The organism is Actibacterium ureilyticum, assembly GCF_002285435.1.
GTDB classification, from domain to species: Bacteria; Pseudomonadota; Alphaproteobacteria; order Rhodobacterales; family Rhodobacteraceae; genus Actibacterium_C; species Actibacterium_C ureilyticum.
On sequence record NZ_NSBT01000037.1, the window covers coordinates 872988 to 891603 of the forward strand.

The following is an 18616-nucleotide window of genomic DNA, read 5'->3' on the forward strand; positions in this document are numbered from 1 at the left end:
GCAAGTTCTCAAAGCCGCACTCCGCGCGGGCCGTCCCTCCGCGCGACGCGAATTAGAAGCCTAAGCCCAAATGCGCCGACGCCCCGGATCAATGCGCGGCGTAGATCTCGACCACCCGCGCCACGGCATCCTCGGGCGACAGTTCCACGCTTTCGCCAGTGCGGCGGCTGGTCAGTTCGACCACGCCGTTTTTCAGCCCGCGCGGGCCGACGGTGATGCGCCAGGGCAGACCGATCAGGTCCATCGTGGCGAATTTGCCGCCCGCGCGTTCGTTGCGGTCGTCATAAAGCGGCTCCAGCCCCGCATTGCTCAGCGCGGCGTACAGGCTTTCGCAGGCGGCATCGGCTTCTGCATCCCCCTGTTTCAGGTTCACGATCCCGCAATGGAAAGGCGTCACGCCCTCGGGCCAGATGATGCCCTTGTCGTCATGGCTGGCCTCGATGATGGCACCCAGCAAACGGCTGACACCGATACCGTGGCTGCCCATATGGACCGGCACCTGTTCCTGCTTGTCGTTGATGACGGTGGCGCCCATCGGCTCGGAATACTTGGTGCCGAAATAGAAGATCTGCCCCACCTCGATCCCGCGGGCCACGCGGCGGCGTTCCTCGGGGATTTCGTTGAAAAGCGCCTCGTCATGGGTCTCGTCGGTGCGGGCATAGCGGCTGGTGAACTCCTCCAGCACGCCCTGGCACTGTGCGACATCGTCATAGTCGATCGCGCGGTCGCCAAAGCTCAGGTCGGTCACCGCGCTGTCATAGAAGACCTCGGATTCGCCGGTTTCGGCCAGCACCAGGAATTCATGGGTATAGTCGCCGCCGATCGGCCCGCCATCGGCGCGCATCGGAATGGCCTGCAGCCCCATGCGCTCATAGGTGCGCAGATAGCTGACCAGGTGACGGTTATAGGCGTGCAGCGCGTCCTCTTTCGTCAGGTCGAAATTATAGCCGTCCTTCATCAGGAATTCGCGGCCCCGCATCACACCGAAGCGCGGGCGGATCTCGTCGCGGAATTTCCACTGGATGTGATACAGCGTCAGCGGCAGGTCCTTGTAGCTGTTCACATGGCTGCGGAAGATGTCGGTGATCAGCTCTTCGTTCGTGGGACCATAGAGCATATCGCGCCCATGCCGGTCGGTGATGCGCAGCATCTCTTCGCCGTAATCGTCATAGCGCCCCGATTCCCGCCACAGATCGGCCGATTGCAGCGTCGGCATCAGCATCGGGATATGCCCCGCGCGCACCTGTTCCTCGTGCACGATGTTCTCGATCTTGCGCAGAACCTTGAAGCCCAGCGGCAGCCAGGAATAGATCCCCGCGCTGGCCTGCTTGATCATGCCCGCGCGCAGCATGTAGCGGTGGCTGACGATCTGCGCCTCGGCGGGCGTTTCCTTCAGGACGGGCAGGAAATAGCGGGACAGGCGCATGCGGGTTCCTCGGCGTTGATATCGATCCTTCGTTTATGGCTTTGCGCGGAAACAGACAAGCACCCTGCGCAATCGCGGCGGGCCGGGGCACGGGTTTCACCCGCCCCCTTGAAAGCCCCGCCCGGCTGGGCGATGTAAAAAGGGATCAAACAGGGCGGATACAGATGGCATTACCGGTTCGGGAACAGGCAAAATACTGGGGCGTCTTCGCCGTGGTGTTCTTTGCCGTGATGTGGTTTCTGGGCGATGTGATCCTGCCCTTCATCCTGGGGATGGCGATTGCCTATTGCCTGGACCCGTTGGCCGACCGGCTGGAGCGGCTGGGCTTCAGCCGCATATTGGCCACGGTCACGATCACCCTGCTGGCGCTGCTGCTGTTCGTGCTGATGGCGCTGCTGGTGATCCCGACGCTGGTGTCGCAGACCGCGTCGCTGTTCGATTCCGCGCCGCAGCTGTTCCAGAACCTGCAGGTTTTCCTGACCGAACGCTTCCCGTCGCTGATCGACGAGGGGTCGGTGCTGCGCAAATCGCTGGGCAGCCTGGGCGAAACCATCCAGTCGCGCGGGGGCGAGCTGCTGAACGGCGTCGTCGCGTCGGTCCAGAACGTGCTGAACGTGGTCGTTCTGGTGGTGCTGGTTCCGGTCATCACCTTTTACCTGCTGCTGGACTGGGACCGGATGGTGGAACGCGTTGACGACCTGTTGCCGCGCGACCATGCCCCGGTGGTCCGGCGCCTGGCCAGCCAGATCGACGATACGTTGGCGGCCTTTATCCGCGGGCAAGGCACGGTCTGTCTGATCCTGGGGACGTTCTATGCGGTGTCGCTGATGCTGGTGGGGCTGCAATTCGGGCTGGTCGTCGGGTTCGTGGCCGGGCTGATCTCGTTCATTCCCTATGTCGGGGCGCTGGTCGGCGGGGTGCTGGCGATCGGGTTGGCGATTTTCCAGTTCTGGGGCGAATGGTGGATGATCGGGGCGGTGGCCGCGGTATTCGCCGTGGGCCAGATGCTGGAGGGCAACATCCTGACGCCAAACCTGGTCGGGTCGTCCGTGGGGCTGCACCCGGTCTGGCTGATCTTTGCGCTGTCGGCATTCGGCGCGCTGTTCGGCTTTGTCGGCATGCTGGTGGCCGTGCCGGTGGCGGCGGCGCTGGGGGTGCTGGCGCGCTATGGCATATCGCAATACAAGGACAGCCGGCTTTATCGCGGCCTGTCGGCACAGGAACAGGCCGACATCGCCGGGGATGACAGCTGAATGCCGCGTCAACTGGTGCTGGACCTGCCCGTGCGCGCCGCCACGGGGCGCAGCGACTTTTTCGTCTCGCCGTCGAACGCGCTTGCGGTGGCGCAGATCGACGCCTGGCGGGACTGGCCGCAGCGTAAGCTGCTGCTGATCGGGCCGGGCGCGTCCGGAAAGACCCATCTGTGCCACGTCTGGGCGGCGGCGGCTGGGGCGGTCGTGGTTCCGGCCGATAGCCTGACGACCGATGCCATCCCCGCTTTGGCCGCGCACGGCGCCGTCGCGGTCGAGGATGCCGACCGCATCGCTGGGGACCCGGCGGCGGAAACCGCGCTCTTTCACCTGCACAACCTGACCCTGGCCGAGGGCGGCGCGCTGATGATGACCGCGCGCGCCCTGCCCAACGCCTGGCCGCTGGGGTTGCCGGATCTGGCCAGCCGGGTTCAGGCCACGCCCATCGCCACGCTGCAACCGCCCGATGACGCGCTGCTGGCGGCGGTGCTGGTCAAGCTTTTCACCGACCGGCAATTGCAGGTGCAGCCCAAGCTTGTGCAATACCTGCTGAAACGCATGGACCGGTCCTTTGCCGCGGCGCAATCCATCGTGGCCGATCTGGACCGGGTTTCGCTGGCATCGGGGCGCAAGATCAGCGAAAAACTGGCCAGCGAGATTCTGTCCAGCGACGACATATCCAAAGACGGCAGCGCGGTATGAAACAGACCAATGTCCCCGCCAAGCAGGTGTCCCCGGCCGATTTCCTGAACGCGCCGCTGCCCAAGCCGGTCGCGATCCCGGATGAGGACCTGCGCGGGCCCAAGCGGTTCTTCAACCGCGAGCTCAGCTGGCTGGGCTTCAACTGGCGCGTCCTGGACGAGGCGCGCAATCCCCGCGTGCCGCTGCTGGAACGGGTGCGGTTCGTGTCGATCTCGGCCACGAACCTGGATGAATTCTATACAGTGCGCGTCGCCGGCCTGCGCGAGCTGGCCAACAAGGGCATCACCAACCCCGCCGCCGACGGGCTGACCCCAGCCGAACAGCTGGTGCTGATCGACAAGAACGCGCGGCGGCTGCTGCAATCGCAACAGGCCGCGTGGAACGACCTTAAACACGAGATGGAAGATCAGGGCATCACGATCCTGAACCGCTCCAGCCTGCAGGATGGCGACCGCGAAACGCTGGAGACCTATTTCCTGGACAAGGTGTTTCCGGTCCTGTCGCCGCTGGCGATTGATCCCGCGCACCCGTTCCCCTTCATCCCCAATGCGGGGTTCTGCCTGGCGCTGCAACTGGAACGCACGCGCGATGGCCGCCCGTTGCAGGCGCTGCTGCCGATCCCGCATCAGATCGACCGTTTCGTCCCCCTGCCCGCGCCGCGCGGCCAGCACCGGTTCCTGCCGCTCGAAGAACTGCTGCTGATCCATATCGGGCTGCTCTTTCCCGGCTATCAGGCGACGGGAAGCTGCACCTTCCGCGTGCTGCGCGACAGCGATCTGGAGGTCGAGGACGAGGCCGAGGATCTGGTGCGCGAATTCGAGGTCGCGCTGAAGCGCCGCCGCCGGGGCGAGGTGGTGCGGATGAAACTGTCCACCGGCGCGCCCGAGGGGCTGCGCCGGGTGATCATGCGCGAGCTGAACATCACCGAAAACGAGGTGGTCGAGGTACACGGCCTGATCGGCGTCGCCGACCTGAGCGAGCTGGTGCTGGACGACCGACCCGACCTGCTGTGGCCCAGCTTCACCCCGCGCATCCCCGAACGGGTGCAGGATCACGATGGCGACATGTTCGCCGCGATCCAGCAAAAGGACATGCTGCTGCACCACCCGTACGAATCCTTCGACATGGTGGTGCGCTTCCTGCAACAGGCGGCGCAGGATCCGGACGTGATCGCGATCAAGCAGACGCTCTATCGCACCTCGACCCAGTCCCCGATCGTAGAGGCGCTGTGCGAGGCCGCCGAGAACGGCAAATCCGTGACCGCCTTGGTCGAGCTGAAAGCGCGCTTCGACGAGGCCGCCAATATCCGCCAGTCGCGGCGGCTGGAACGGTCAGGCGCGCATGTGGTCTATGGCTTCATCAACTACAAGACCCACGCCAAGATCAGCACCGTGGTCCGGCGCGAGGGCGGGCGGCTGGTGACCTATACCCATTTCGGCACCGGCAACTATCACCCCATAACCGCCAAGATCTATACCGATCTCAGCTTCTTCACCTGCGATCCTGCACTGGGGCGCGATGCGACCAAGGTCTTCAACTATGTCGGCGGCTATGCCGAACCCGAGGGGCTGGAGAACCTGTCGATCTCGCCCATGAACATGAAATCGACGATCATCGACCTGCTGGAGCGCGAGGCGATCCATGCCCGCAACGGCCGCCCGGCCGAGGTCTGGGCCAAGATGAATTCGCTGATCGAACCCGATGTGATCGACGCGCTTTATGCCGCAAGCCAGGCGGGGGTGAAGATCAACCTTGTGATCCGTGGCATCTGTGGCCTGCGCCCCGGCATCAAGGGGCTGAGCGAGAATATCCGGGTGAAATCCATCGTCGGGCGGTTCCTGGAACATTCGCGCATCGCGTGTTTCGGCAATGGCCACGGGCTGCCCTCGGACAAGGCGCGGGTGTTCTTTTCCTCGGCCGACTGGATGGGGCGCAACCTGAACCGGCGGGTCGAAACCCTGATCGAGGCGAAGAACCCGACGGTAAAGGCCCAGATCGTCAGCCAGATCATGGCCGCCAACCTGGCCGATACCGCCCAAAGCTGGGTGATGGATGCCCATGGCAGTTTCACCCGCCCGCCGATCCCGGACCGGGCGTTCAACTGTCACAGCTTCTTCATGCAAAACCCGTCACTGTCGGGGCGCGGCACCGCCGGGGCGACCGACGCACCGCGCCTGGCGCTTGCGAAAGATTGACGGAACGCTTCGGGCACGGCAGGCTGTAGACACGCGAGGGGATAGCAGATGGATGCAAGCGCCGAACCGCGCAGCGAAGATTGGGGCCCGTTCGGGGAACCGATTTTTCTCGACCCGAGCGCCCGCGCGCTCAGCCGGGTGGGTGTGGTCGATGTCGGATCGAACTCGGTCCGGATGGTCGTGTTCGACGGCGCGGCCCGCAGCCCGGCCTATTTCTTCAACGAAAAACTGATGTGCGGGCTGGGCGCCGGGCTGGCCGAAAGCGGCCGCCTGAACCCCGAGGGCAAGGACCGCGCGCTGGCGGCGCTGCGCCGGTTCACGCAGCTGGCCGAAGGCATGGGCGCCACGCCGTTGCACGCGGTCGCCACCGCCGCCATGCGCGAGGCCGAGGATGGCCCGGAATTCTGTGAAACCGTGCTGCGCGAAACGGGGCTGAAACTGTGGGTGATCGACGGCCAGGAAGAGGCCCGCCTGTCCGCCCAGGGCGTGCTGCTGGGCTGGCCCGATGCCGACGGGCTGGTCTGCGATATCGGCGGCTCGTCGATGGAACTGGCGCAGGTGCGCGACAACCAGGTGGGCGACCGGCTAAGCTCTCCCCTCGGGCCGCTGAAGTTGAGCGGGATCAAGGGCGGCAAGAAGGGTCTGCGCAAGCATATCGACACGATCATGGCCGATCTGGCCGCACAGATGGGCACCCGCCACCCTCGCCTCTTCCTTGTGGGCGGTTCGTGGCGGGCGATTGCGCGGCTGGACATGGAACGGCGCGGCTATCCGCTGACCGTTCTGCATGAATACGAGATGACGCGGAAAACCATCCGCGACACGCTGGCCTGGATCGCGGAAAACAGCCTGTCGGATCTGCGCGCGCGCACCGGGATTTCGGATGCACGCATGTCGCTGATCCCGATCGCGTCCGAGGTTCTGAAATCCCTGCTGAAGACGCTGAAACCCGAACAGATCGCGGTGTCCAGCTATGGCATTCGCGAGGGGCTGTTGTATGAGCAGATGCCCGATCCGCTGCGCGCCCGCGACCCGCTGATCGAGGCCTGCCGTTTCGTCGAATCCAAGGACGCCCGCCAGCCCGGTTTCGGGCGGCAGCTTTACGATTTCGTGGCGCCGCTGTTTCCGCATGCGGGCTGGGACAAGCTGCGGCTGGTCAAGGCGGCCTGCCTGCTGCACGACACCGCCTGGCGCGCCCATCCCGATTACAGGCACGAGGTCTGTTTCGACAACGCCACCCGCGCCAATCTGGGCGGGCTGGATCACCCGGGCCGGGTGTTCCTGGGCCTGGCGCTGCTGCACCGGTACCGCAACAACCGCGCCGGCAGCCGGCTGGAGCCGCTGTTCGGGCTGTTGAACGACAAGCAGATCGCCGAGGCCGAGGTGCTGGGCAAGGCCATGCGCTTCGGCGCGATGTTCTCGTCCCAGGCGCCGACCGATCTGGTCAAGCTGCGCTTCATGCCGAAAAAGCGGGTGCTGGAGCTGACGATCCATCCGACCGGCGCGCAGCTTTATGGCGAGGTGGCCGAGGCCCGGCTGGCATCGCTGGCGAAGTCGCTGAACGCGGAATATCTGGTGAAATTCCGCTGAGCGGCGGCGCTCAGATCTCGATCTCGTCCGTGGCGGGCGGGTCCAGCGGGGTTTTGCGGCGAATGATGATATCGCCATTGGGCAGCCGTTCGGGCGGGTGATAGGCGTCGAAATCCTCGACCAGTTCCAGCAGCTGCCGCAACGCGGGTTCGACGGAGTCCGACAGGTCCTTGAGCGTCGGCTCCAACTGGTCCATCAGCCCGCGCAGGAACAGACGCGCGCCGCGCTCCAGCAGATCGGCGCCCTCGGCCATGTCGTGCTGGCCATCGGCGGGGTCCTGCGCCGCGACCGGACCGGCCAGCAGCGCACAGAGGACAAGGGTGGGGATCGACGGTTTCATGTCCCCGAATATAAGCCCACCCTGCCCGATTTATAAGTGTCCGCGACGGCTCAGAGGTCGATATCCATCGTGACCGGGAAATGATCCGAGGCCGTCAGCAACGCCTCGCGCAGTTCCGGCGTGCGATAGCATCCCGGGTCGTCGAACGGGTGCCAGATGCGCCAGTCGGGCGCTTTCGCCGCCAGATCGGGCGAGACCATGACATAATCCAGCAACGCCGACAGGAACCGCTTTTCGTGCTGGATATAAAACCGCGCGGTGACCGGCGGCGCATTCAGCCGACCGCGCAGCGCCTGGTCGACATGCGGATCGTAAAGCCGCAGCGCCGGGTCCTGCTGATCGGTGCCCAGCACGATTTCCACGCCCGACCGTCCGAACAGTTTTTCGTATTCGTCCAGCCCCGGACCGTCGTTGAAATCGCCCAGCACGATCAGCGGCTCGCCCTGGATCAGATGCGCCTCGACCCGCTGGCGCAGCCAGATGCATTGCGCCAGCTGCTTGCGCCGGTTGGCGATGGACATGCGCATCACCTCGGCCCGGCCGCGCGCGCCATGCGGAGCCTTGGATTTCGCATGCACGCCGATCATCCGGAACGCCGTGCCATCGGGGCGCGTCACCGCCAGCTCCAGCGGCGGCTTGGAAAACCGGATCAGTTCCGGCGCGGCATCGACATCCAGATCCCAGCGGAACACGCCATCGAAACGCGGCGCGTCCTGCAACCCCTTCTTGCCGGTCTGCGGCCCCTGCGGATCGTGGACCGGGGTGATGACGTCGGGATCGTAGAGCAGCGCGATTTCCTGCTGCGTGTGGTTCTGGAACCCCACGATCGCCTCGCGCGCACGCAGCCCCATGTCCCGCGCGAAACTGCGCAGGGCGGGCACCGTGGCGCGGCGGTGGTTGTGATCGGGGGCCTCGATGATCATCACCGAATCGGCATCCAGCGCGGTAAAGACGATGCCCAGCGCCTCGATCTGTTCGAACCGCTTCACATCCTGCCGCCCCGACCAACCGGTATCGGCCAGAAGGTTGCCGTCATCGTCGAAAAGGTTGTTGAACCATTCGACGTTATAGGTGGCGATCCTCACCCGCGCGCGCCTTCGGTCATCTGGATCTCCTCCCACGCGCGATTGAGCGCGATCAGCCGCTTTTCGGCGATCTTCACCGCCTCTTCCGGGACGCCCTGGGCGACCAGCCGGTCGGGATGGGTTTCGCGCACGGCGGCGCGCCAGACGGCGCGGATCTGGTCCAGATCGGCATCGGGATCGACCCCCAGCACCACATAGGGATCGGGCGCCGCATCGGGCACGAACCGCGCCCGCATCGACCGGAACTGACGTTCGTCCAGACCGAACAGCTCGGCCACGCGGTTCAGGAAATGATCCTCGTTCGGGTGGTATTCGCCGTCGGCCATTGCGATATGAAACAGCCCCTCCATCAGATAGCACAGCGGGGGCGAATCCGGGTCGCTAAACATTCGCCGGATGCGGATCGCGTAATCCTCGAAACCCGCCACGTCCTGCCGCGCCAGGTTGAACACCCGCGCCGCGTTCTGTTCATCCTGCGGCGGGATCGAGAACACCTCGCGAAAGGCCGTCACCTCGTCCCGCGTCACCAGGCCGTCGGCCTTGGCCATCTTGGCCCCCAGCGCGATCACCGCGATGGTAAAGGCGACAGAGCGTTCGGGCGGCGTGCGCAGGCGGTCGAACACCGCTGTCAGCCCCTCGCCAGCGGCAAGGGCCGAAACGGCATCCGCAATGCGGGACCATATCGACACGCGGTCCATCCTTCCCCGGGCTTCGATTCACCCCTTGGTTAGCAGCAGTTTCTGCATCAGCACAAGGTCCAGCCACTGCCCGGCCTTGAACCCCACCTGCGGCAAGATTGCAACCTGGCCATAGCCCAGCGCCGCGTGAAAGGCGACACCGGCGGGGTTGGCGGCGCTGACGCCCGCGATCATCGAATGGACGCCACGCCCCGCCGCGTGGGTTTCCAGCGCTGTCATCAGCGCACGGCCCGCACCCAGGCCGCGCGCCTGTGGCGCCAGAATGATCGTGTGTTCCATCGTATGGGCATAGCCCACCCCGCCGCGAAACTGGCCATAGGTCGCAAACCCCACCACGGCCCCGTCCAGCTCGACCACCAGAAACGGATCGCCCAGGCGGGCCTTGGCGGCCAAAACATCGCGCAGCTCGACCCGGGTCCGTTCGACCGAGTTGAACGTGACCAGCGTATCGCGGATGAGCGGGTTCCAGACCGCACAGATCGCGGCGGCGTCGGAGGGCCTGGCCGCGCGCGGGGTCACGACAGCACCACCGGCCCGGACGGGGTGGCGATGGTGGCGCGGATCGCGGGCGCTTGGGTCTGGGCAAAGCGCAGGCGCGGATCGTCGATCCGGCCCATGAGCGCGGCGCGCAGCCCGTCGATATCGGTATGGCACAGGGTCAGTTCGGTTAGCCGCAGCCCGTGATCGGGCAGCCGCGATGCGGGATGCGCCGCACCCGGCGGCCAGGCGATCAGGGCCGGGAACACGTTGTCATAGGGCAGCTGGCCATCATCGGGCACCGCCATGCGCCAGTGCAGATCGCCCCGTGACAGATCCAGCGCCCGCCCGGCCCCGGCGGGGCTGCGGGCGATCTCGGCCTCCATATCCGTGCAGCGCGCGATCCAGTTGCCCAGCCGTGGCGTTGCGGGCGGGTGGTCCAGCCCGAACCAGCGCGCCCGGCCCGGTGGCGGCGCGGCGGGATCGGGGGTGATCACCTCCAGATATTCATCCGGGCCCAGCGAGAGCAGCCGGTTATGCGTGCCCATCAGCGGATGTGCCCCACCCGGTGCCAGCGGCACACCCAACGCGGCCTGTACCCGGTCGGCCCCGGTTTCCAGCGCATCGGCGCAGATGGCGATATGATCGAATTGCAGCATCCTGCCCCCTTGTCCGCCATCGGCGGCATTCCGTCAATCATGCCGATTTCGTTTGAAAAAAGGCCAATCCGCCCCAGATTTAAAGAAATATTTTTCAAATCGGGATGGACCATGCTTTTACGCGCAATCGACAATTTCTTTCGGCACGAAGCGGCGGGCGGCATATTGCTGATGCTGTCGGCGGTGGCGGCCCTGCTGGTGGCGAACTCGCCCCTTCTGGGGGCGTATGACGGCATCCTGTCGTCGCGATTGTCGGTCACGCTGAACGGATCGGGGCTGGAAAAACCGCTGATCCTGTGGATCAACGACGGGCTGATGGCGGTGTTCTTCTTCCTGATCGGGCTGGAGCTGAAGCGCGAGATCCTGGAAGGCAAGCTGAAGAACCCCGCCGATGTGGTCCTGCCTGGCATGGCGGCGGTGGGCGGCATGGCGGCCCCGGCGCTGATCTTTGCCGCGCTGAACTGGGGCAATCCCCAGACCATCGGCGGCTGGGCGATCCCGGCGGCCACCGACATCGCCTTTGCGTTGGGGGTGCTGGCGCTGTTGGGCGACCGTGTGCCCGCCGCGCTGAAGGTTTTCCTGCTGACGCTGGCGATCCTGGACGACCTGGGCGCCATCGTGATCATCGCGCTTTTCTATACGGCCGAGTTGAAGACAACCTATCTGTTGCTGGCGCTGGCCCCGCTGGGCGGGCTGCTGTGGCTGAATGCCAAGGGCGCGCATCGGGTCGCGCCGGCCATCGTGCTGGGCACCATCATGTGGTTCTTCGTGCTGAAATCGGGGGTCCATGCGACGCTGGCCGGGGTGATCACCGCGTTTTGCATCCCGATGAAGGACAAATGGGGCAAATCCCCGCTGCATGGGCTGGAACACGCGCTGTCGCCCTATGTGCTGTACCTGATCGTGCCGATCTTCGCCTTTGCCAATGCGGGCGTGTCGCTGCGCGGTGTGTCGCTGTCGGACCTGTTCGCACCGCTGCCTTTGGGCATTGCGCTGGGTCTGGTGCTGGGCAAGCAGCTGGGCGTGTTCGGGCTGACCTGGCTGGTGGTGAAGTCGGGCTTTGCCCGGCTGCCGCACGGGGTGAACTGGCTGCATGTCTATGGTCTGGCCTGTCTTGCCGGGATCGGTTTCACCATGTCGCTGTTCATCGGTGCGCTCAGCTTCGACGACCCGGCGCTGATGAATGCGGTACGGCTGGGCGTGCTGTCCGGCTCGGGCGTATCGGCGCTGTTGGGCTATGGCGCGCTGCGGCTGGCCAGTCGGCAGGACGCCACCGTCACCGCCTGAAACCAAAAGGAAAAGCCCCGGTCGATGACCGGGGCTTTGCATCATTCAGTTGATTTTCAGCGCCGGCGGTCGCGGCGCGAGGACATCGGCTGGAACGCCACGCCCACATGCGCCTCGCAATAGGGTTTGCCCTGCTGCACCGCCAGACCGCAGAACCAGAAATCATCCGTAGCCGGGTCGCCGATGGGCCATTTGCAAGTCCGCTCGGTCAGTTCCATCAGCGTCAGTTTCTTGGCCTTCTTCTCGACCTCGCGGACCGAGGCCAGCGCCTCGGGGCTAATCTCGTTCGCCGACGGCTGCGGCGGCAGCGGCTGGCCCGCCGGGATGATCTGCTTGCGCGCCGGGGTCGACGGCGCGGGCTGCGCGGCGACGGGCGCGGGTTTCTCGGGCGCTGGGCGCGGCGCGGCCTTGGGCTTGGGCGCCGGTTCGGCCTTGGCCGCGGCGGCGGGTTTTTCCTTGGGCGCGGGCTTGGCCGTGGTGCCGCCCCCGGCGCGGTTCGACAGGCCCAGGCGATGCACCTTGCCGATCACCGCATTGCGTGTGACCCCGCCCAGTTCCTTTGCGATCTGGCTGGCCGATTGCCCCTCGGCCCACATCTTTTTCAGCGTCTCGACGCGTTCTTCCGTCCAGGACATTTCGTTTCCTTGGTGGCTATCGGGGCCGCATGCACATGGAATGTGCAGCCATGGCCCGTAAATTCCGGTCAGAACCTATTCTAATCCGTCTGCATACCGGGATACAAGCACCCCAAGACAGATCGGACAGGAGGATCACGCGATGGACGGGCTGCAGGCAATCGGCGAACGGCGTTTCGGGGCGGTGAACTGGCTGGGCCTAGCGACATTGGCCAGCCGCGAGGTCCGCCGGTTCCTGGCGGTCTGGACCCAGACGCTGGCTGCGCCGCTGGTGACCGCCGGGCTGTTCCTGGCGGTGTTTTCGCTGGCCATCGGCCCGGCGCGGGGGCCGGTCATGGGCGTGCCCTTCGTCAACTTCCTGATGCCGGGCATCCTGATGATGACGGTGATCCAGAACGCCTTTGCCAATACCTCGTCCTCGATGGTGATTTCCAAGGTACAGGGCAATATCGTCGACACGCTGATGCCGCCGTTGTCGCCGCTGGAAATGGTGCTGGGCTATGTCGCGGGCGGCGTGGCGCGCGGCGTGGTGGTGGCGCTTGCCATCGGGTTGGTGATGGTGGTGGTGCTTGGCGGGGGCATCGCGCATCCGCTCTGGGCGCTGTGCTTTGTGCTGCTGGGCGCCACGATGATGAGCCTGGCCGGGCTGGCCGCCGGGATATTCGCCAACAAGTTCGACCAGATGGCCGCGATCACCAATTTCGTCGTCACGCCGCTCAGCTTCCTGTCGGGGACGTTCTATTCGGTGGAAAACCTGCCGCCCGCGATGCAGACAATCACCCACTTCAACCCGGTCTTCTATCTGATCGACGGGCTGCGCTTTGGCATGATCGGGCAATCCGACAGCACGCCATGGCTGGGGCTGGCGGTGTGCGGGGCAACCTGCGCGGCGGTGGCGCTGCTGTGCTGGGCGATGTTCCGGCGCGGATACCGGCTGAAATCCTGACAAGCCACTGGACAGACCCGGGCGGCTGGGGTAAGGCGGTTTCATGATCACGCGCCCCCATATCGCCCCTTCGCGACGCCGACGCACCCGCGCCTGACGCCTGATCCCGCGTGCCCGGCACGCAAAACCCCCTTAAATCATTGACTTGCCCCTGCGCCTTTGGCACCAATCGGGGCTCTGACACCCAAGGATTTCACCATGATCCCGTCCGTTCTGCCGACCTATTCCCGCGCGCCGCTCAGCTTTGTCAGCGGCGAAGGCTGCTGGCTGCAGGCCGCCGACGGGCGACGCTTTCTGGACCTGGGCGCCGGGATCGCGGTGAACGCGCTTGGCCATGCCAATCCCGAGCTGATCGCCGCGCTGACCGATCAGGCGGGCAAGATCTGGCACCTGTCCAACCTCTATGAGATCCCCGAACAAAAGGCACTGGCCGACGCGCTGGTCGCGGCGACCTTTGCCGACACCGTCTTTTTCACCAATTCCGGCACGGAAAGCTGCGAGCTGGCGGTCAAGATGGCCCGCAAATACTGGTACGAAAAGGGCCAGCCCGACCGCACCGGGATCGTGACGTTTTCGGGCGCGTTTCACGGCCGGTCTTCGGCCGCCATCGCGGCGGCAGGATCGGAAAAGATGGTCAAGGGCTTCGGTCCGCTTCTGCCCGGCTTCACCCATCTGGACTTCGGCGACCTGACCGCGCTGGAAGAGGTTCTGAAAGACCCCACTATCGGCGCGGTGATGATCGAACCGATCCAGGGCGAAGGCGGCATTCGCGCCGTGTCCGACACGGACCTGCAAAAGATCCGGGCGCTTTGCGACGACGCGGGCGCGCTTCTGATCCTGGACGAGGTGCAATGCGGGATGGGCCGGACCGGGCGCCTTTTTGCACATGAATGGGCGGGCATAACGCCCGACATCATGATGGTGGCCAAGGGCATCGGCGGCGGCTTCCCGCTGGGCGCGGTGCTGGCCACCGAAACCGCGGCCAGCGGCATGACCGCAGGCACCCATGGCTCGACCTATGGCGGCAACCCGCTGGGCTGCGCCGTGGGGCTGAAAGTGACCCAGATCGTCAGCGACCCCGATTTCCTGGCCGATGTGAATCGCAAGGCCGGACTGTTCCGGCAAAAGCTCGAAGGCCTGATCGCCGCCCATCCCGCCATCTTCGAAGAGGTCCGCGGCACCGGCCTGATCCTGGGGCTGAAATGCAAGGTCCCGAACACCGATGTGGTCAAGGCCGGCTATGACGCCGAACTGCTGACCGTTCCGGCCGCCGACAACGTCATCCGCCTGCTGCCCGCGCTGAACATCCCCGACGTCGATATCGCCACCGCGATCGACCGTCTGGACGCAGCCGCGCGCAGCCTGGAAACCGCCACCTGAATTCATTGTTCCGCAAATACTCCGGGGGAGTCCCGGACCCCGGTCCGGGACGGGGGCAGCGCCCCCTTCCCCACCCAGAAGAAAGTTCCGCCGATGCAGCATTTCCTCGACATCAACGCAACCGACCCTGCCGCCCTGCGGGATATGATCGACAGCGCCCGCCGAATGAAAGTGGCCCGCGCCGGCCGTCCCAAGGGCACGCCCGATGACGACCAGCCGCTGGCCGGTCACATGGTTGCGCTGATCTTCGAAAAACCCTCGACCCGGACCCGCGTCAGCTTCGACGTGGGCGTGCGCCAGATGGGCGGGCAGACCATGGTGCTTTCGGGCGCGGACATGCAGCTGGGTCACGGCGAAACCATCGCCGACACCGCACGCGTGCTGTCCCGCTATGTCGACCTGATCATGATCCGCACGTTCGAGGAACAGACCCTGCTGGAAATGGCCGAATATGCCGACGTGCCGGTGATTAACGGGCTGACCAACCGCACCCACCCCTGTCAGATCATGGCCGATATCCTGACATTCGAGGAACATCGCGGCCCCATCGCGGGCAAGAAGGTCGTCTGGTCGGGTGACGGCAACAACGTCTTTGCCAGCTTCGCCCATGCCGCCGGGCAATTCGGGTTCGACCTGACCTTTACCGGCCCGCCGACACTGGACCCCGAACAGGGCTTCGTCGAGGAAGCCCGCGCCAAGGGCGTCACGGTCGAGATCGTGCGTGATCCCGTGAAGGCCGTCTCTGGCGCCGATCTGGTCGTGACCGACACCTGGGTCAGCATGCACGACCCGCAATCGGCCCGCGAACGGCGCCACAACCAGCTGCGCCCCTATCAGGTGAACGAAGAACTGATGCGCCATGCCAAGCGTGACGCGCTGTTCATGCACTGCCTGCCCGCGCATCGCGATGACGAGGCGACGAGCGCGGTGATGGACGGCCCGCATTCGGTGATCTTCGACGAGGCCGAAAACCGTCTGCATGCGCAGAAGGCCATCATGCGGTGGTGTCTGGGCGTCTGATCCCCGGGGCAATGGCGTGAAACCTGTCGCGGGCCGGGGGCCAGCCCCCGGACCCCCGGAGTATTTTTGGGAACAATGAAAGCCAAGGGGCGCCCGCCCGGGCGCGATGCGCTCGGGCCGTGCCTGTCCGGTCCCTTGTGGCCCGGACAGGCGCGCCCCCGGCTTGGCCCTATCAGGCGGCGCGTTCGTCGCGGATCAGTTTCAGGATATCCTGTGCCGCCTTGGGGATGTTCGTGCCGGGGCCGAAGATCGCCTTGACCCCGTTCCTGTAAAGGAAATCGTAGTCCTGCTGCGGGATCACCCCGCCGCAGATCACGATGATATCGCCCGCGCCGGCTTCTTTCAGCGCCTGAACCAGTTTCGGCGCAAGGGTCTTGTGACCCGCCGCCTGGCTGGAAATGCCGATCACGTGCACGTCGTTGTCGACGGCGTCCTGCGCGGCCTCTTCCGGGGTTTGGAACAGCGGGCCCACATCGACATCGAAGCCGATATCGGCAAAGGCGGTGGCGATCACCTTGGCACCGCGGTCATGGCCGTCCTGGCCCATCTTGACCACCAGCATACGCGGGCGGCGGCCTTCGGCCTCGGCGAAATCCTCGACCGATTTCTGGATCGCGGCGAAATCGTCATCGCCTTCGTAGGCTGCGCCGTAAACCCCGGCCAGCGTTTTCACCTCGGCCCGGTGACGACCGAATTCCTTTTCCATTGCCATGGAGATTTCTCCGACAGATGCGCGGGCGCGCGCGGCCTCCACCGCGGCCTCCAGCAGGTTGCCTCCCTGGGCGGCGCGGCGGGTCAACTCGTCGAGCGCGGCCTGACAGGCGGCCTCGTCGCGGGTGGCCCGCATCTTGTCCAGCCGCGCGATCTGCGCCTCGCGCACGGCCACGTTGTCGACATCCAGGATGTCGATCGGATCTTCCTTGTCCAGGCGGTACTTGTTCACGCCCACGATCACCTCGTCGCCGCGGTCGATCATCGCCTGGCGGCGGGCGGCGGATTCCTCGATCCGCAGCTTGGGCATGCCGCTGGCCACGGCCTTGGTCATGCCGCCCATCTCCTCGACCTCTTCGATCAGGGCCCAGGCTTTTTCGGCCAGCTCGGCAGTCAGGCTTTCGACGTAGTAGCTGCCCGCCAGCGGGTCGACGACATTGGTGATGCCGGTTTCTTCCTGCAGGATCAGCTGGGTGTTGCGCGCGATCCGGGCCGAGAATTCGGTGGGCAGCGCGATCGCCTCGTCCAGCGCGTTGGTGTGCAGCGACTGCGTGCCGCCCAGGGCCGCCGCCATCGCCTCGTACGCGGTTCGGACGACGTTGTTATAGGGGTCCTGCTCCTGCAAGGACACGCCGCTGGTCTGGCAGTGGGTGCGCAGCATCTTGGAGCGGTCGGATTTCGCGTCGAACTCGGTCATGATGCGATGCCACAGCTGGCGCGCGGCACGCAGTTTGGCGGCCTCCATGAAGAAGTTCATGCCGATGGCAAAGAAGAACGACAGCCGGCCCGCGAACTTGTCGACATCCATGCCCGCATTGATCGCCGCGCGCACATATTCGCGCCCGTCGGCCAGGGTATAGGCGAGCTCCTGCACCAGGTTCGCACCGGCTTCCTGCATGTGGTAGCCGGAAATCGAGATGCTGTTGAACTTGGGCATCTCATTGGACGTGTATTCGATGATATCCGAGATGATCCGCATCGACGGTTCGGGCGGATAGATATAGGTGTTGCGGACCATGAACTCTTTCAGAATGTCGTTCTGAATGGTCCCCGACAGCACGCTGCGGTCATGGCCCTGTTCCTCGCCCGTGACGATGAAATTGGCCAGGATCGGGATCACCGCGCCGTTCATGGTCATCGACACGCTGACCTTGTCCAGCGGGATGCCGTCGAACAGGATCTTCATGTCCTCGACACTGTCGATGGCCACGCCGGCCTTGCCGACATCGCCCACGACGCGGGGATGGTCGCTGTCATAGCCCCGGTGCGTGGCCAGATCGAAAGCGACCGAGACGCCCTGTTGCCCGGCGGCCAGCGCCTTGCGGTAAAAGGCGTTCGATTCCTCGGCCGTGGAGAAGCCCGCGTACTGGCGGATCGTCCAGGGGCGGCCAGCATACATCGTGGCCTTGACCCCACGGGTGAAGGGGCCGAACCCCGGCACCTCGCCCATTTGCGGCAGCCCCGCCACGTCATCCTCGGTATAGAGCGGCTTGACCTTAATGCCTTCGAGCGTTTCCCAGGTCAGATCCTCCAGCGGGCGGCCCCGCAATTCCTTGGCGGCCAGGTCGGCCCATTTGTCTGTCTTGTCACTCATCTGGCTGGTCCTTTTTCAAGCCGGTCGCCCTGGGCGGCACGGATGGTCTTCGCAATCCTCTGAACAGCGCCTATATCTTGCTGAGCAGGAGGTATCATGAGGCAATTGCTGCTAATTCTGGGGCTGATCGCCCTGCCCGCCCTGGGCTGGGCGACGGATGCCGGGCCAAAGGCGGCGGTTGCAGCGTGGCAGGCCGAGCCGGGCGCGGTTCTGACCGCCGATGGGATCGCGCTGGACGATTTCCACTGGCTGGCCCGTCCGGTCGTCGTGTTCGCCGACAGCCCCGCCGATCCGCGTTTCATCGAACAGATGGAGCTGTTGACCCGGCGCATCGACGAGCTGGTCGTGCGCGATGTGGTGGTGATCACCGACACCGATCCGGCGGCGCGATCCGCGCTGCGGCAGAAACTGCGGCCGCGAGGGTTCATGCTGGCGCTGATCGGCAAGGATGGCGGCGTAGCCCTGCGCAAGCCCCTGCCTTGGGATGTGCGCGAGCTGAGCCGGGTCATCGACAAGATGCCGCTGCGCCAACAGGAAATCCGCGAACGCCCCCGGATCGGGCAATAGCGCCCCCCGCCCACCGGCATCGGATGGATCCCGTGGGACCCATCGCAGGGGTCG

General features: G+C 65.4%; 17 protein-coding genes. 9 read left to right on the top strand and 8 right to left on the bottom strand.

Annotated elements, in window-relative coordinates:
- Positions 1-88: 88 nt before the first annotated feature.
- Entirely contained in the window at positions 89-1426 is a 1338-nt protein-coding gene (gene proS / locus CLM60_RS17310; RefSeq protein WP_095590345.1) for a proline--tRNA ligase, read from the bottom strand.
- A 164-nt stretch (positions 1427-1590) separates the two neighbouring features.
- Here proS and CLM60_RS17315 point away from each other — a divergent pair, with 164 nt between their 5' ends.
- Genes CLM60_RS17315 through CLM60_RS17330 form a run of 4 tightly spaced genes read left to right on the top strand, consistent with a single transcriptional unit; the run spans position 1591 to position 7163 of the window.
- Positions 1591-2679, top strand: coding sequence for an AI-2E family transporter (locus tag CLM60_RS17315; RefSeq protein WP_095590346.1), 1089 nt, complete (start codon positions 1591-1593; stop codon positions 2677-2679).
- Positions 2680-3378: an HdaA/DnaA family protein gene (locus CLM60_RS17320; RefSeq protein ID WP_095590347.1), complete on the top strand. Its 699-nt coding sequence runs from the start codon at positions 2680-2682 to the stop codon at positions 3376-3378.
- Between the two features lie 26 nt (positions 3379-3404).
- Positions 3405-5573, top strand: coding sequence for an RNA degradosome polyphosphate kinase (locus CLM60_RS17325; protein ID WP_095590760.1), 2169 nt, complete (start codon positions 3405-3407; stop codon positions 5571-5573).
- 48 nt (positions 5574-5621) lie between these two features.
- The gene (locus tag CLM60_RS17330) at positions 5622-7163 is read left to right on the top strand and encodes a Ppx/GppA family phosphatase (RefSeq protein WP_095590348.1); all 1542 of its coding nucleotides are present in this window, start codon (positions 5622-5624) and stop codon (positions 7161-7163) included.
- Between the two features lie 10 nt (positions 7164-7173).
- On the opposite strand, the gene CLM60_RS17335 is transcribed toward CLM60_RS17330, so the two are convergent.
- The 5 genes from CLM60_RS17335 to CLM60_RS17355 are packed head-to-tail and all read right to left on the bottom strand — an operon-like array spanning position 7174 to position 10422.
- On the bottom strand, positions 7174-7503 hold the full coding sequence (locus CLM60_RS17335) for a hypothetical protein (protein WP_095590349.1): 330 nt from the start codon (positions 7501-7503) through the stop codon (positions 7174-7176).
- 50 nt (positions 7504-7553) lie between these two features.
- Complete coding sequence (locus CLM60_RS17340) at positions 7554-8588, bottom strand: endonuclease/exonuclease/phosphatase family protein (RefSeq protein ID WP_095590350.1); 1035 nt, start codon at positions 8586-8588, stop codon at positions 7554-7556.
- Complete coding sequence (locus CLM60_RS17345; protein ID WP_095590761.1) at positions 8585-9277, bottom strand: molecular chaperone DjiA; 693 nt, start codon at positions 9275-9277, stop codon at positions 8585-8587. Before CLM60_RS17345 ends, CLM60_RS17340 begins: the two co-directional genes overlap by 4 nt.
- A 27-nt stretch (positions 9278-9304) precedes the next feature.
- Positions 9305-9805, bottom strand: a complete 501-nt coding sequence (locus tag CLM60_RS17350; RefSeq protein ID WP_095590351.1) for a GNAT family N-acetyltransferase — start codon at positions 9803-9805, stop codon at positions 9305-9307.
- Positions 9802-10422: a VOC family protein gene (locus CLM60_RS17355; protein ID WP_095590352.1), complete on the bottom strand. Its 621-nt coding sequence runs from the start codon at positions 10420-10422 to the stop codon at positions 9802-9804. The genes CLM60_RS17350 and CLM60_RS17355 overlap by 4 nt, the downstream gene beginning before the upstream one ends.
- A gap of 111 nt (positions 10423-10533) precedes the next feature.
- On the opposite strand from CLM60_RS17355, the gene nhaA reads away from it, so the two are divergent.
- A complete protein-coding gene (nhaA, locus tag CLM60_RS17360; RefSeq protein ID WP_095590353.1) occupies positions 10534-11709 on the top strand; it encodes a Na+/H+ antiporter NhaA in 1176 nt (391 codons plus the stop codon).
- Positions 11710-11765: 56 nt separating this feature from the next.
- Here the strand turns inward: nhaA and CLM60_RS17365 are convergent, their stop codons facing one another.
- Complete coding sequence (locus CLM60_RS17365) at positions 11766-12344, bottom strand: GcrA family cell cycle regulator (protein ID WP_095590354.1); 579 nt, start codon at positions 12342-12344, stop codon at positions 11766-11768.
- A gap of 142 nt (positions 12345-12486) precedes the next feature.
- Between CLM60_RS17365 and CLM60_RS17370 the strand changes: the two genes are divergently transcribed.
- The 3 genes from CLM60_RS17370 (at position 12487) to argF (ending at position 15690) form a co-directional block, all read left to right on the top strand.
- Entirely contained in the window at positions 12487-13290 is an 804-nt protein-coding gene (locus CLM60_RS17370; RefSeq protein WP_095590355.1) for an ABC transporter permease, read from the top strand.
- 198 nt (positions 13291-13488) lie between these two features.
- A complete protein-coding gene (locus CLM60_RS17375; protein WP_095590762.1) occupies positions 13489-14670 on the top strand; it encodes an aspartate aminotransferase family protein in 1182 nt (393 codons plus the stop codon).
- A gap of 93 nt (positions 14671-14763) precedes the next feature.
- Positions 14764-15690, top strand: a complete 927-nt coding sequence (argF, locus tag CLM60_RS17380) for an ornithine carbamoyltransferase (protein ID WP_095590356.1) — start codon at positions 14764-14766, stop codon at positions 15688-15690.
- A 172-nt stretch (positions 15691-15862) separates the two neighbouring features.
- On the opposite strand, the gene scpA is transcribed toward argF, so the two are convergent.
- Entirely contained in the window at positions 15863-17995 is a 2133-nt protein-coding gene (scpA, locus tag CLM60_RS17385; protein ID WP_095590357.1) for a methylmalonyl-CoA mutase, read from the bottom strand.
- A gap of 96 nt (positions 17996-18091) precedes the next feature.
- On the opposite strand from scpA, the gene CLM60_RS17390 reads away from it, so the two are divergent.
- Positions 18092-18562, top strand: coding sequence for a DUF4174 domain-containing protein (locus CLM60_RS17390; RefSeq protein WP_095590358.1), 471 nt, complete (start codon positions 18092-18094; stop codon positions 18560-18562).
- The last annotated feature ends 54 nt before the right edge of the window (positions 18563-18616 follow it).

Bases quoted from the DNA above. Each gene is read 5' to 3' on its own strand.
- CLM60_RS17365 (WP_095590354.1), bottom strand. From the start codon at position 12,344: ATGTCCTGGACGGAAGAACGCGTCGAGACGCTGAAAAAGATGTGGGCC.
- scpA (WP_095590357.1), bottom strand. From the start codon at position 17,995: ATGAGTGACAAGACAGACAAATGGGCCGACCTGGCCGCCAAGGAATTG.
- CLM60_RS17320 (WP_095590347.1), top strand. From the start codon at position 2,680: ATGCCGCGTCAACTGGTGCTGGACCTGCCCGTGCGCGCCGCCACGGGG.
- CLM60_RS17335 (WP_095590349.1), bottom strand. From the start codon at position 7,503: ATGAAACCGTCGATCCCCACCCTTGTCCTCTGTGCGCTGCTGGCCGGT.
- CLM60_RS17370 (WP_095590355.1), top strand. From the start codon at position 12,487: ATGGACGGGCTGCAGGCAATCGGCGAACGGCGTTTCGGGGCGGTGAAC.
- CLM60_RS17375 (WP_095590762.1), top strand. From the start codon at position 13,489: ATGATCCCGTCCGTTCTGCCGACCTATTCCCGCGCGCCGCTCAGCTTT.
- CLM60_RS17355 (WP_095590352.1), bottom strand. From the start codon at position 10,422: ATGCTGCAATTCGATCATATCGCCATCTGCGCCGATGCGCTGGAAACC.
- argF (WP_095590356.1), top strand. From the start codon at position 14,764: ATGCAGCATTTCCTCGACATCAACGCAACCGACCCTGCCGCCCTGCGG.
- CLM60_RS17330 (WP_095590348.1), top strand. From the start codon at position 5,622: ATGGATGCAAGCGCCGAACCGCGCAGCGAAGATTGGGGCCCGTTCGGG.
- nhaA (WP_095590353.1), top strand. From the start codon at position 10,534: ATGCTTTTACGCGCAATCGACAATTTCTTTCGGCACGAAGCGGCGGGC.
- proS (WP_095590345.1), bottom strand. From the start codon at position 1,426: ATGCGCCTGTCCCGCTATTTCCTGCCCGTCCTGAAGGAAACGCCCGCC.
- CLM60_RS17315 (WP_095590346.1), top strand. From the start codon at position 1,591: ATGGCATTACCGGTTCGGGAACAGGCAAAATACTGGGGCGTCTTCGCC.
- CLM60_RS17390 (WP_095590358.1), top strand. From the start codon at position 18,092: ATGAGGCAATTGCTGCTAATTCTGGGGCTGATCGCCCTGCCCGCCCTG.